The sequence below is a fragment of the Streptosporangium sp. H16 genome (genome assembly GCF_051918855.1).
In the GTDB taxonomy this organism is placed as follows: Bacteria; Actinomycetota; Actinomycetes; order Streptosporangiales; family Streptosporangiaceae; genus Streptosporangium.
Genome location: NZ_JBPXMD010000060.1, coordinates 15350 through 28378, shown reverse-complemented (window position 1 = coordinate 28378; position 13029 = coordinate 15350). Strand labels below are relative to the sequence as shown.

General features: G+C 70.1%; 10 protein-coding genes. 7 read left to right on the top strand and 3 right to left on the bottom strand.

Annotated elements, in window-relative coordinates:
* The first annotated feature begins 282 nt into the window (after positions 1–282).
* Together ACTOQ2_RS42075 and ACTOQ2_RS42070 are read left to right on the top strand one after the other, a co-directional pair.
* Positions 283–2667 (top strand): ricin-type beta-trefoil lectin domain protein, encoded by a 2385-nt coding sequence (locus tag ACTOQ2_RS42075; protein WP_440107348.1) that lies wholly within the window; start codon positions 283–285, stop codon positions 2665–2667.
* 208 nt (positions 2668–2875) lie between these two features.
* On the top strand, positions 2876–3259 hold the full coding sequence (locus ACTOQ2_RS42070) for a hypothetical protein (protein WP_440074034.1): 384 nt from the start codon (positions 2876–2878) through the stop codon (positions 3257–3259).
* A gap of 80 nt (positions 3260–3339) precedes the next feature.
* Here ACTOQ2_RS42070 and ACTOQ2_RS42065 read toward each other — a convergent pair whose 3' ends face one another.
* Both ACTOQ2_RS42065 and ACTOQ2_RS42060 read right to left on the bottom strand, forming a co-directional pair.
* Positions 3340–4188, bottom strand: coding sequence for a fumarylacetoacetate hydrolase family protein (locus tag ACTOQ2_RS42065; RefSeq protein ID WP_440107346.1), 849 nt, complete (start codon positions 4186–4188; stop codon positions 3340–3342).
* Between the two features lie 114 nt (positions 4189–4302).
* Complete coding sequence (locus ACTOQ2_RS42060) at positions 4303–5073, bottom strand: FadR/GntR family transcriptional regulator (protein ID WP_440107344.1); 771 nt, start codon at positions 5071–5073, stop codon at positions 4303–4305.
* 139 nt (positions 5074–5212) lie between these two features.
* Here ACTOQ2_RS42060 and ACTOQ2_RS42055 point away from each other — a divergent pair, with 139 nt between their 5' ends.
* The 5 genes from ACTOQ2_RS42055 (at position 5213) to ACTOQ2_RS42035 (ending at position 11980) form a co-directional block, all read left to right on the top strand.
* Positions 5213–6487, top strand: coding sequence for an ABC transporter substrate-binding protein (locus tag ACTOQ2_RS42055; protein WP_440107342.1), 1275 nt, complete (start codon positions 5213–5215; stop codon positions 6485–6487).
* A 163-nt stretch (positions 6488–6650) separates the two neighbouring features.
* On the top strand, positions 6651–7478 hold the full coding sequence (locus ACTOQ2_RS42050) for a carbohydrate ABC transporter permease (protein WP_440107340.1): 828 nt from the start codon (positions 6651–6653) through the stop codon (positions 7476–7478).
* Positions 7478–8305 carry a carbohydrate ABC transporter permease gene (locus tag ACTOQ2_RS42045; protein WP_440107338.1) on the top strand — a complete coding sequence of 276 codons (828 nt, stop codon included), beginning with the start codon at positions 7478–7480 and terminating at the stop codon, positions 8303–8305. Before ACTOQ2_RS42050 ends, ACTOQ2_RS42045 begins: the two co-directional genes overlap by 1 nt.
* Position 8306: 1 nt before the next feature.
* Positions 8307–9524: a mandelate racemase/muconate lactonizing enzyme family protein gene (locus ACTOQ2_RS42040; RefSeq protein WP_440107336.1), complete on the top strand. Its 1218-nt coding sequence runs from the start codon at positions 8307–8309 to the stop codon at positions 9522–9524.
* A 59-nt stretch (positions 9525–9583) separates the two neighbouring features.
* A complete protein-coding gene (locus tag ACTOQ2_RS42035) occupies positions 9584–11980 on the top strand; it encodes an NEW3 domain-containing protein (protein WP_440107334.1) in 2397 nt (798 codons plus the stop codon).
* A gap of 131 nt (positions 11981–12111) precedes the next feature.
* Here ACTOQ2_RS42035 and larE read toward each other — a convergent pair whose 3' ends face one another.
* Entirely contained in the window at positions 12112–12939 is an 828-nt protein-coding gene (gene larE / locus ACTOQ2_RS42030) for an ATP-dependent sacrificial sulfur transferase LarE (protein ID WP_440107332.1), read from the bottom strand.
* Between the last annotated feature and the right edge of the window lie 90 nt (positions 12940–13029).

Below are 13029 nucleotides of genomic sequence, written 5' to 3'. Positions count from 1 at the left end.
GCGCCACCGCCAACGGCACCAGACTCGCCATCTGGGACTGCAACGGCGGAAGCAACCAGCGCTGGACCCGGACCTGATCCCTTTTCCGAACCTCTGAGACACCTTCAGGATCCCTCGCCGGGGAAAGCATCGTCCCGGCGAGGGATCCCCTTCCACGGCAGGAGCACTTTCACATGCCTGACCGCCCCGGGGCGGTACGAGGACCGGCGCCGCAGCCGCCGGACCGGCTCCGATGGGACGTTCCGCCGGCCACTCCCCCACCCCCCGACACAAGGAAGTCCCGTGTTTGAATTCTCGTACTCCGCGATGCGGAGACTGATGCTGGCCGGAGCCGCCGCGATAGGGCTGACCGCCGCGGCCGCCCTGGTGGCGCCGGTCTCACCCGCCTCGGCGGCCACCACGACCCTCTACGCCTCCCCTTCCGGTAGCGGCACCACCTGCTCCGCCGCCCAGCCGTGCTCGTTGCCCGCCGCGCAGACCGCGGTGCGGGCGCTCACCGGGGCGATGTCCGGTGACATCGTCGTGGAGCTGGCCGCCGGGACGTACCGCCTCACCGCGCCGCTCCGGCTGACCGCCGCCGACTCCGGCACCAACGGCTACACCGTCAAGTGGCAGGCCGCCGCGGGCGCCCGTCCCGTGATCAGCGGCGCGAGGGCGGTCACCGGCTGGTCGCTCGCCGACTCCGGGAAGAACATCTGGCGGGCCAACGTCGGCACCGGGGTCGACACCCGGCAGCTCTACGTCAACGGCGCCATCGCCACCCGCGCCCGCACCCAGGTGAACCGGGCCGACTTCACCGCGAACAGCAACGGCCTGTCCTTCACCAACGGCGCCCTGGGCTATTTGAACAACCTCGCCAACAAGAGCCGGGTCCAGCTGGAGGCCGTCAACTCGTTCACCGACCGGTACGTGTCGGTGCAGAACATCACCGCCAACTTCATCACGATGCAGCAGCCCGGCTGGAGCAACAACAACTTCGGGTACGACACCTTCACCAGCCCGCACCGGGCGGGCCCGCTCTACCTGTCCAACGCCTACGAGTTCCTCGACGCGCCGGGCGAGTGGTACCTCGAACCCTGGACCGGGGCGCTGTCCTACATCCCGCTCTCCGGGCAGAACATGAGCACCGTCAGCGTGGAACTGCCGCAACTGCAGTCGCTGGTGAACGTCGGCGGCACCTACGACGCGCCCGCGCACCACATCGCCTTCACCGGCATCACGTTCACCGGCACGACCTGGATGGCGCCGAGCGGCAACCAGGGCTACGTGGACCAGCAGACCGGCGTCTACATGGCCGGCAACTGGAGCTGGCCCGCCTTCACCTCCTGCCACAACGGCTGCCCGCAGTTCGAGGCCACCCGGCCGAACTGGTACCAGATGCCCGCCGCCGTGCAGGTGTCCGCCGCCAACAACATCACCTTCAGCGACTCGCAGTTCTTCAACCTGGGGCAGACGGCCATCGGCATCGGCAACGACGCCAACGGTCACGCCAGCGGTGTCGGCCTGGGAGCGAGCAACATCACCGTCACCCGCTCCGAGATCGCCCGTAACTCGGCCGGCGGCATCGTGGTCGGCGGCGTGCGCGCCGACGCGCACCATCCCAGTGACCAGCGGATGGTCAACCGGAACATCACCGTCAGCAACAACCGCATCCACGACCTCGGCGTGGAGTACCGGGGCATCGTCTCGGTCCTGACCACCTACGTCAGCACCGCCACCGTCACCAACAACGAGGTCTACAACATGCCCTACACCGGCATGTCGATCGGGTACGGCTGGGGCGCCAACGACGCCGGCGGCAGCGAGCACTACGCCGGCCGCGGCCTGTACAACTACCAGCCGCGGTACAGCACGCCCACCACCGCGTCCAACAACCGGCTCTCCGGCAACTACGTGCACGACGTCATGCAGCAGATGAACGACGGCGGATGCATCTACACGTTGTCGGCGAACCAGGGCGGGCTGATCAGCGACAACTACTGCCTGCGGACCAACGGCTACTTCGGCGTCTACTTCGACGAGGGCTCCCGGTACTACACCGCCCGCAACAACGTCTTCTCCTCCACCGGCACCTGGGCCACCGCCAACTACTGGTACGCCGAGAACATGGGGAACTTCACCGTCACCGGCAACTGGTCGACCAACGGCAGCACCAACGTGACCAACGGCGACCGCGGCAACGTCGTCAACAACAACGTCACGGTCACCAACGGCAACTGGCCCTCGGGCGCCCAGGCCGTGATGGCGGCCGCCGGACCCCAGGGAAGCACTCCCCAGCAGGGCGTGCAGCTCGTCGGGGTCCAGTCGAACCGCTGCCTCGACGTCACCGGCGCCAGCACCGCCAACGGGACCCAGACGCAGCTGTGGGACTGCGGCACCGGCACCAACCAGCGCTGGACCCAGACCTCGGGCAAGCAGCTGCAGGTGTACGGCAACAAGTGCCTGGACGCCAACGGGCAGGGCACCGCCAACGGCACCCAGGTGATCATCTGGGACTGCAACGGCGGCACCAACCAGCAGTGGAACGTCAACGCCGACGGCACCATCACCGGCGTGCAGTCCGGCAAGTGCATGGAGGCGAGCAACTTCGGGACCGCCAACGGGACCAAGGTACAGCTGTGGTCCTGCACCGGCACGACCAGCCAGAAATGGACCCTGCGCAACTGATCCAGCCGTCTCATCCCTTCGCCGGGGCGGGTCCACCGCCCCGGCGAAGGCCATCGCCCGGACGCCCCGGCCGCGGAAGGCCGGGGCGAGGGGATGCCGCCCCGGACGAACTCACCGGTCCGGGGCGGCCTGGGGGACGTCGCCGCCGGAACGCGGTGCCGGACATCCTCCACCCCGCCGACACCACCGACACGAGGGAAAGCGCCGCATGAGCACGCCAGGCGACATCGACGACCTTCTGCTGCACCTGGAACGCGAAGGACTCGTCCTCCATCTCGGCGTCGGTGACGCCACCGTGTGGTTCGCCGCCGAGTTCCGCGAGCGCATGATCGCCGAACGGCTGGCGATGCTGCCGGACGAGCCCCTGGTGAGCGTCGCCACGGCCGCCGCGGTGCTCAACGTCCCGCACTCCCATGTCATCGCCGAGGTCCACGCCGCCACCCTGGCCGGCCACGACAGCGGCCGGCAGGTCCGGGTGCGGCGCGAGGCCCTGGTGCGGCGCATCACCACCCTGGGCCTGCCCCACCCGGCTCCCTCCGCCGAGCCCTCGAACCTCCCCGACAGCCCTACGCGGGGAAACGCGCGTCCGTAGCAGCCGACCTCACCTGGAGCGCTCCCGTGCCGGCCACCTCCCACGCGCCTCCGCGCTCCCGGGGAGCGTTTCGTCCGCTCTCACGCCTGCCCCATCCGCTGGCGCTGGCGGCCGAGGCCGTCGATCTCGAGTTCGACCACGTCGCCCGCGCGCAGGTACGCCTCCGGGCCGATGCCGAGGGCGACCCCGGCGGGGGTGCCGGTGTTCACCACGTCCCCCGGCTCCAGGACCATGAACTGGCTGAGGTACCAGATCACGTGATGAACGCCGAAGATCTGATTCTTGGTGCTGCCGTTCTGGCGGGGCCGCCCGTTGACCCACAGGCGCAGGCCGAGCGCCTGCGGATCACCCACCTCGTCCGGCGTGACCAGCCACGGGCCCAGCGGGTTGAACGTCTCGCACGACTTGCCCTTGTCCCACTGGCCGCCGCGTTCGTTCTGGAACTCCCGCTCGGAGACGTCGTTCGCGATCGCGTATCCGGCGATCACGCCCGCCGCCTCCTCCGGGGAGGACAGGTAGCGGGCCGTGCCGCCGAGGACCACCGCCAGTTCGACCTCGTAGTCGGTCTTCACGCTGCCGCGCGGCACCAGGACCTCGTCCTCGGGGCCGACGACCGTGTTGGGCGCCTTCATGAAGACCACCGGCTCGGCGGGGATGGGGGCGCCGGTCTCCTCCGCGTGGTCGGAGTAGTTCAGCCCGATACAGATGATCTTCCCCGGCCTGGCCACCGGAGCGCCGATCCGCTCGTACGGTCCGGCCTCGGGCAGGCCGCCCTCGGCGAGGGCGGAACGTACCCGCTCGACGCCTCCCCCGGCGAGAAACGCGCCGTCGATGTCGGCCGTCAGCGCCGACAGGTCCAGTGCCCTGCCGTCGGGTCCCATGACGCAGGGCCGCTCCTGGCCCGGCCGACCCACCCGAAACAGTTTCACGAAACGCCTTCTTCCACTTGGTTCACAGGCATGCCCATCGGGCCGAGCCTGGCGGATTCATCGGATCGAAGTAAAGTCACTGGACGCCGCGTCCTGGTCGAGCGGGATTCGCGTTCAACGCTCCAGGCGCACGGGCTCGTCCGGCCCGCCGCGGCGGACGAGCCAGGCGTCGGTGATGTGCTTGAACATCGCCTCGGCGGCCCCACCGGGGTCGTGGGCGGCGATGCGCTCGTAGATGCGGCGATGGCCAAGGTTGGACGCCACGCACAGGGCCCGCTGGGGCTGGCCCATGTAGCGGGCGGTGTTGATGACCTGGCTCTCCAGGGCCCGCACCACGCCACGGGCGATACGGTTGCCGGACGCCTGCATGATCACGTCGTGGAAGGCACGGTCGTGATCGGCGTACGTGACATGGTCGTCCACGAGCTCGTCCATCCGGTCCACCAGCGCGCGCAGCCGGTCGACGGTGTCCTGATCCGCGAGGCGGGCGGCGAAGTTCGCCATGTCGGACTCCAGCACGCGCCGGGTGACGACGAGGTCGTCGAGGATCGCCAGGCTCTCGTCCTCGGCGATGGTCGCCGCGAGGACATGCTCGTCGAGCATGTCCCACATCGTCGGCGGGGTGACGATGGTGCCGCTGCCTTGGCGGATCTGCACCAGCCCCTTCTCCTGAAGGATCTTCACCGCCTCGCGGATGACGGTCCGGCTCACCGAGAAGGTGTCGCAGAGCGCGGGCTCGGCGGGCAGCGGCGTGCCCGGCGGGTGCGCTCCGCGAACGATGCGCTCCACCAGCTCCGCCGTCACCGCCCTGGCGAGGTTGGCCGGCCGTCGCACCCAGGCCGGGGGTGGCGCCACGCTCGGCGGCGATTCCTGCGATGCCGTCATATCTCCTCCGGTGCCGCGGGCGGCGCCACATTTCGACATCAGTATATGTCACGTGTATTGACGTCAGACGTCATACGAATTACGTTTCGCCTCACATCGCGGCCGGGCGAGCCGGCCGTCCTCTGGAGAGTGAACAGCAATGAAGCAGCGAACACTGTGGTCCGCCCTCTTGGTCGCCGGACTGGCCTTAACCGGCTGCGGAAGCGCCAGCCCTCCCGCGTCGTCGCCGAGCGACTCCGGCAAGGTCACGAAGCTCTTGGTCTGGGACTGGAAATCCGGTGACGCGGCCGCGGCCTCCTATATCCAGAAGGCGAAGGACGACTTCGCCAAGAAGCACCCCGGCGTCACGGTCGAGTTCGTGGCCCAGCCGTTCGACCAGTACTACACCCTGCTGGGCGCGGCCATCCAGTCCGGCACGGGACCGGACGTCATGCTCTTCAACGGAGGCGGCCAGATCCGCGACCGCGTGGACTCGCTCCTCCCCCTCGACCAGTACGTCGCCGAGGACAAGCAGCGCCTGGCGGGCTGGGACGCGTTCAGCAAGGACGGCAAGATCTACGGCGCGCCGGTGACGTTGCAGGGCCACCCGATCTACTACAACAAGACGCTGTACGAGAAGGCGGGACTCGACCCGGCCAGCCCCGCCACGACGTGGAAGGAGTTCGTCGACGACTGCGGCACCATCAAGCAGAAGACCGGGGCCGACTGCTTCGCGCTCGGCAACAAGGAGGGAGCCGGCATCCAGTTCTTCATGTCGGGCCTCGGCTCGGGCATCCTGACGGCGCAGGAGTACGACGACTGGATCGCCGGGAAGCGCGCCTGGGACTCCCCCAACGTGAAGCAGATCTTCAAGCTGTGGAAGGACGCCGGCGACTCGGGGCTGAACAACAAGGGAGGCAACTCGACCGCGATGTTCAACGACGCCTTCACGATCTTCAACTCCGGCAAGGCCGCCCACATCATCGGGCTGATGTCGGACATCGGGCACTGGAAGGACTTCAGCGAGTTCCTGGGGAACGACAAGGTCGGCGTCATGTCGTCCCCGGTCGTCACCAGCGGAACCACCCCGAGCCTCGCCTACGACGGCGGCATCGGCTACGCGGTCGCGAAGTGGGCGAAGGACCCGAAGATGGCCTCCGACATGGTGCGGTCGCTGACCACGACCGACGCCCTGACCTCCTTCTACTCCGACGCCGGCGCGATCGCGTCCGACACCACGATCGACGTGTCGCAGGGCCCCGTGGCCGTCGGCACGATCGTGTCGCAGCTCAAGGAGGGTAAGCCCGCCCTGCACGTCGCGTTGTCCTCGAAGACCCTGGACCTGATGGGAAGGCTTTCCCAGCAGCTCCTGAGCGGATCGGCGACCGTCGACGAGGTGGTGGAGCAGCTGGCTGCCTCGGATCGGGCGAGCTGATCCCGTGCCGATCCGAGATTCGTCTCCGTTGGTCCGCCCGGTCGACTCCGGGCGGGCCGGCGGGGGAGAGCCGAGGCGGCGGGCACGTCCCGGTGACACCGGGCCCGCTTCCCGCCCGGTCTCGCGCACGTGGCGTTCCGACCGCCTCGCACCTTACGTTCTGGTGGCTCCGGCCCTGCTGATCATCGTGGCACTGCGGCTGTGGCCGCTGCTGCTGGGCGTCAACTTCTCCTTCACGGGCGACGGCGACCGCAACGGGATGATGGTCGGCCTCGACAACTACCTGGAGATGTTCCAGGACGCGACGTTCCAGAGCGCGCTGCGCAACGTCGGGTTGCTGGTGCTGCTGCTTCCCGTGGCGGTGGCCATCCCGGGCCTGCTGGCGACGTTCATCTACCTGCGCGTGCCCGGGCACCGTGTCTTCCGCAGCGTCTACTTCTTCCCGGCCGTGCTCTCGCCGGTGATCGTCGGCGCGATCTTCAACCTGATGCTCGCCTACGACGGCCCGTTGAACACCGTCCTGGCGACGATCGGTCTCGGCCCGGTCGACTGGCTCGGCGACCCGGACGTCGCCATGTTCGCGGTCGTCGGCGTGCACATCTGGGCGACGTTCGGGATGGCACTGGTGGTGTTCCTCGCCGGATTCGCCACCCTGGACCCCGCGCTCCTGGACGCGGCCAGGGTGGACGGCGCGTCGCTCCCCCAGATCATCTGGCACGTGATCATCCCGGGTCTGACCCGCACCATCCAGTTCGTCTTCGTGACCACGATGATCGGGATGCTGACGTCCATGTTCGGCCTGCTGTACGTCATGACCAGCGGAGGGCCCGAGGGGTCCACCTACCTGCCGGAGTACTACGTCTGGATCCAGCAGGGACAGATGAACCGCCCTGCGCTCGCCTCGGCCGCGTCGACGGTCCTCTTCCTCATCATGCTCGTGGTGGGGCTCATGCAGATCAGCGTGCTCCGCCGCGCAGGAAGGGAGGACTGATGTCCGGCAGCCGCCTGACCAAGTGGGTGGTCGCCGTTCCGATGGTGCTCCTCGCGCTGGCGACGATCTACCCCCTCGTGTTCACCACCAACGTCGCCATGAAGACCCGGCGCGAGTACGTCCTCGACCGGTTCTCCCCGACGACCTCCCTGCAGTGGGACAACATCGTCACCGCGTGGACCAGCGTCGGCATGGCACGATACTTCGCCAACTCGCTCATCGTGGTGACGATCTCGGTGGTCCTGCTGCTGCTCTTCGGGTCGATGGCGGGATTCGCGCTGAGCCAGCTGCGGTTTCGCGGTTCCAAGGCGCTTTTCCTGGGCTGTCTAGCGGCCCTGTTCATCCCGTTTCAGGTGATCATGGTGCCGCTCGCCCGGGTGATGGCGGACAGCGGCCTCATCGACACCTACCCGGGACTGATCCTGGCCTACGTCGCGCAGTTCCTCCCTTTCACGATCTTCCTGATGACGAGTTACTACAAGACCGTTCCAGGGGAGATCATCGACGCGGCGAGAATCGACGGGAACACGACGTACGGCGTCTACCGGCGGGTCATGCTGCCGATAGGCACTCCGGCCCTGCTGTCGGTCGGCATCCTCAACGCCCTGTTCTGCTGGAACGACGTGCTCATCTCCCTGCTGATGATGCCCTCGGCCGACCACCGCACCCTCATGGTCGGGGTCACGTCGCTGCGCGGACAGTACTCCGACGACATCCCCACCTTCGCCTCCGGGGTTCTGATCGCCGCCGTGCCCGTGCTGATGGTCTATCTCTTTCTCCAACGTCAGATCGCCGACGGCGTCACCGCCGGTTCCACGAAGGGCTGACATGCGTATCTCGGGGTATCGCACTTTCACGACGGTCCAGGAATGGGACCGTCCGGTCGGTGACGCCAACGGCGTCTACGCCGACGGGGTCGTTCCGGTGTCGATCATCGTCGTGGACACCGACGAGGGGATCACCGGCGTCGGCGTCGGGCCGCACGTGGAACTGGACAACGTCTTCGCCGCCATCGAGGGCGAGGATCCGCGCGGCGTCACGGCGCTGTACGACCGCATGCTGCGGCAGACCTTCAAGGCGGGCCACGCGGGCGCGGTGTTCGGGACCATCGGCGCGCTCGACACCGCCCTGTGGGACATCAAGGCGAAGGCGGCCGGCGAGCCGCTCTGGCGTCTGCTGGGCGGGCGCGACCGGCGGGTTCCCGCCTACGCCTCGGGCCTGGACATCGGCCTGACCGACGACGAGCTCGTCTCGGTGTACGAGGTCTACGCCCGGCACGGCCTGCGGGCGGCCAAGCTCAAGGGCGGCCTCGACATCGAGCGGGACCGGCACCGCCTGACGCTGGTCCGGGAGCTCCTGACCGAGGCCGGGCACGGGAAGCGGCCGGGCCTGATGCTCGACGCGAACGAGGCCTGGTCGCGCAAGCAGGCGATCCGGCACGTCTGCGAGCTCGAGCGCACCCTGGACCTCACCTGGATCGAGGAGCCCGTCCGGCGGTGGGACGCCGAGGGCCTGGCCGTCGTCGGCCGCGGGATCCGCGCGTCGGTCGCCACCGGGGAGAACCTCACCGGGCTCGAGCAGTATCGCCCGCTGCTGGCCGCGGGTGCCGTCGACATCGTCCAGACAGCCGTGGTCTGGGGGATCACCCACTTCCTGCGGGTGTCCGCCCTGGCGCACGCCCACGATCTGCCGGTCAGCCCGGTCGGCAACGTCCCGGTCGGCCTGCTGCACGCCGCGACGTCGGTGCCGAACCACATGGCCAGCGAGCTGCAGGACCTGCGCCCGCCGCTCGGGGTGTCCCTCGACCTTCACATCGAGGACGGCGCGTTCCACCTCGGGGACTCGCCCGGCCTGGGCCTCACGATCGACGAGGACGTCATCAGGGGGCTCACCCGCCGGCCGGGCACCCTGTCGGCCGACGGCCCCGGCGTCCGGCCGGAACAGGCCGGCCGGCGGCTGCTGGCGGTGACCGACAACGGTCACGCCGCACAGCAGCGCCTGCTCGCCCCCCTGGTCATGGACGGTCAGCACCGGACGCCGAGGTGAGTCCTCCGTTCGACGCCGGCCGTCCATGACGCGTCCCTGACCGGAAGAAGGGAGCGCACGTGTGCCCGTCACCCGTGCCGCACAGACGTACATCGGTCGCGACCCGGGCGGAAGCCGTCCGGGCGGGCCACACGATCGTGGTCGCGCCCCCCGGTGCCGGGAACGCCGACGACGGGGGGCCGGGTAGTACGGACCGGCCGCTGGCGACCCTGGAGGAGGCGCGGCGGCGGGTGCGCGAGGCCGCGGCCGAGGGGAACCGCGACGTCACCGTCCTGCTCCTGGACGGGACCTACCGGCCGGCCTCGCCGCTGCGCCTCGACGCCGCCGACTCCGGCAGGAACGGGCACACCGTGACCTGGAAGGCGGCGCCCGGGGCCACGCCCGTGCTGAGCGGCTCCCAGCCGGTCACCGGCTGGGAGCCCGACGACCCCGACGGCACAGCCACGGGCGTCTACCGGGCCCACGTCGGCACCGGATTCGACAGCCGGCAGCTCTACGTCGACGGGATCCCGGCACGGCGTGCGCGGATCGAGCTGGCACCCGGCGACATCACGCTGACCCCGACCGGCTTCACCATCGACAACCCGGACCTCGCCTACCTGGCCGCCCTGCCCGACCAGGGGCGCATCGACTTCCAGGCGACGCTGACGTTCACCAACCGGTTCGCGCCGGTACGGAGCATCTCCGGCTCCACGGTCGTCATGCGGCAGCCGGCCTGGGACAACAACACCTACGGCTACGACACCGTCCAGGCTCCGTTCCGCACGCCGAGGTTCTTCCTGCTCAACTCCAGGGGCTTCCTGGACGAGCCGGGCGAGTGGTATCTGGACCCCGCGGCGGGGACGCTCTACTACAAGCCGCTCCCGGGGCAGGACATCTCGCGCGCGCGGGTGGAGCTGCCGCGGCTGGAAACACTGCTCCAGGTCGGCGGCACCTACGACGAGCCGGCCCGCGACCTGCGGTTCGAGGGCCTGACCTTCACCGGCACCACGTGGCTGCGCCCCGGCTCGCCCGACGGGTACGCGAACCAGCAGACCGGCGTGTTCGTCAGCGGCGTCCAGCCCCACCGGCCGGCCGACGCGTTCACCTCGTGCTCCGTCGGCTGCACGGGATTCGAGGCCTCCCGTGACGGCTGGGAGCAGGCGGCCGCGGCGGTGCAGGTGTCGGCGGCGGACGACATCGCGTTCGTCGGTTGTACCTTCGTCAACCTCGGTTCCGTCGGGCTCGGCATCGGCAACGACGCGGGCGCCCACGCCACCGGCGTGGGACTGGGCGCGCACAGGGTCTCGGTCGTGGGGAGCACGTTCACCGCGAGCTCCGGCGGCGGCATCGTGGTCGGCGGCGTGCGCCCCGACGCGCACCACCCGTCCGACCCTCGCATGGTCAACAGCGACATCGTGCTCAGGGACAACCGCGTCCACGCGACCGCGCTCGAGTACCTGGATCAGGCCGCGATCCTCGCCAGCTATGTCACGCGGCTGGCCATCGAGCACAACCACGTCTCCGACATGCCCTACATAGGCATCGGGCTCGGTTACGGCTGGGGCGCCGACGACCCGGGAGGCAGTCCCGACTATCTCGCTCGGGGGCTCTACGACTTCCGGCCGGTCCACGGCACGCCGACCACTCTGAGCGACGTCCGCGTCGTGGGCAACCACGTGCGCGACGTCGTGCAGGCGCTGTCCGAGGCGAGCTGCGTCTACACGCTCTCGGCGATACCCGGCGGCGTCATCGACGAGAACCACTGCGAGAACAGCGGGCAGTTCGGCCTGTACTTCGACGAGGGTTCCCGGTACCTGAGCGTGAGCCGCAACGTGTTCCTCGACACCGCGGGACCGTGGGCGCACGCCAACATCCAGAACGGCAATCACACCGGCGACCTCACGCTGACCGAGAACTACGTGACCAACCCCGCCATCACCGGCATCGCCGACGGCGACCGCGGCAACGTCGTCCGCGGCAACGTCGTCGTCGCCGGCGGTAACCTCCCGATCGAGGCCAGCCGGGTGATCTACAACGCGGGCCCCACCGGCCCGTACCGCGGCGCCCCCGACCCGCGACGCCCCCCGGCCGGCGCCTTCCTCGCGGCCGATCCGGGCACCGTGAGCGCCGGTGATCCGGCCACCGTCACGGCCACGGTGACGAACCTGGGCGACAGCCCGGTCACCGGGCTGACCGTCTCGATCGCCGTCCCCGAGGGCTGCCGGGCCGAACGCGCCGGCAGGCCGGTGAGACGCGTGCTGCCGCCCGGCGCCTCGGACACCGAGACGTGGAGGATCACGGCACCCGGGTCGTCCACGACCCCGGCCGGCCACGCGCCCGTCAGGGCGACGGTGATCTTCCAGGCCGGCGAGACCGGTTACGTCCTGGACAGGTCGCTGACGCTGACCGCGCCCGACCCGCCGCGGGGAGGTGGGCCGCCGGGTCGATCACCGTCCCCCACGCCAGCGGCGTGACGCGCCGGTCCGGCCTCGACGGCCTCACCGTGAGCCGGCCCGGGTCCGCCGGACCGTGACCGGCCCGTACGGCCTCCCGGGCACCAGGAGGCCGTACGGGCGATCCCGGTGCGCGGGGCGTCCCCGGCCGGTCACGGGCGGAGCGGCTCCATGTTCAGGGCTCCGGAGCGGAAGGCCGCCACCTCCACCTGGGCACCGGGGAAGCCGGCCTCGCGCACGGCCGAGGTCAGGCCGGGCAGGCCGGCGGCGCGGGGCGTCAGGTCGGCGGCCACCTCCACTCGCACCCGGTCGCCGAGGTCGCGTACCCGCAGGTCGGTGACCGGCAGGCCGGCCCGGGCCAGCAGGCGGCGCACCGCGCGCTCGGCCGTCTCGATCCGGTGCAGCCGGGCCGGCGTCACCTCCACGCCGTAGGCCACCCGGCTGGCCAGGCAGGGCGCGGCAGGCTTGTCCCAGGTGACCAGGTCCCACGCCTTGCCGGCCCGCCGTACCTCGGCCTTGGTCAGGCCGGCGTCGCGCAGCGGGGCGAGCACCCCGCGCTCGTCGGCGGCCCTGATTCCCGGCCGGAACGGGTCGGCGGCGTCGTCGGCGTTGGTGCCGGTGGCGACGTGTGCGACGCCGTGCTCCGCCGCCACCCGGCCGATCACGTCGAGTACCTCCGACTTGCAGAAGTAGCAGCGGTCGCGGCCGTTGGCGCGGTAGGCGGGGTTCGCCATCTCGGCGGTGGCCGGCAGCAGGTGCCGTACGCCGAGGGAGGCCGCGAACCGCCGGGCCACGTCGAGTTCCTCGGCCGCCAGACTGTCGGAGACCGCCGTCACCGCCAGCACCCGCCCGGTCCCGAGTGCCCGGACAGCCGCCGCCAGCACCAGCGCGGAGTCGGTTCCGCCGGAGAAGGCGACGGCGAGCGAGGGCAGGGCCGCCAGCCGGTCGAGCAGTGCGGTGATCTTGGCGTCGAAGGTCATCGAATACCTCCAGCGTGGAGACCCCGGCCTTCAGGCCAGGGAGGAAACGCGGCGCAGTGCCGCAGGTCTGGGATCGAACACACGTCCACG

Bases quoted from the DNA above. Each gene is read 5' to 3' on its own strand.
- ACTOQ2_RS42045 (WP_440107338.1), top strand. From the start codon at position 7,478: ATGTCCGGCAGCCGCCTGACCAAGTGGGTGGTCGCCGTTCCGATGGTG.
- ACTOQ2_RS42070 (WP_440074034.1), top strand. From the start codon at position 2,876: ATGAGCACGCCAGGCGACATCGACGACCTTCTGCTGCACCTGGAACGC.
- ACTOQ2_RS42040 (WP_440107336.1), top strand. From the start codon at position 8,307: ATGCGTATCTCGGGGTATCGCACTTTCACGACGGTCCAGGAATGGGAC.
- ACTOQ2_RS42055 (WP_440107342.1), top strand. From the start codon at position 5,213: ATGAAGCAGCGAACACTGTGGTCCGCCCTCTTGGTCGCCGGACTGGCC.
- ACTOQ2_RS42060 (WP_440107344.1), bottom strand. From the start codon at position 5,073: ATGACGGCATCGCAGGAATCGCCGCCGAGCGTGGCGCCACCCCCGGCC.
- larE (WP_440107332.1), bottom strand. From the start codon at position 12,939: ATGACCTTCGACGCCAAGATCACCGCACTGCTCGACCGGCTGGCGGCC.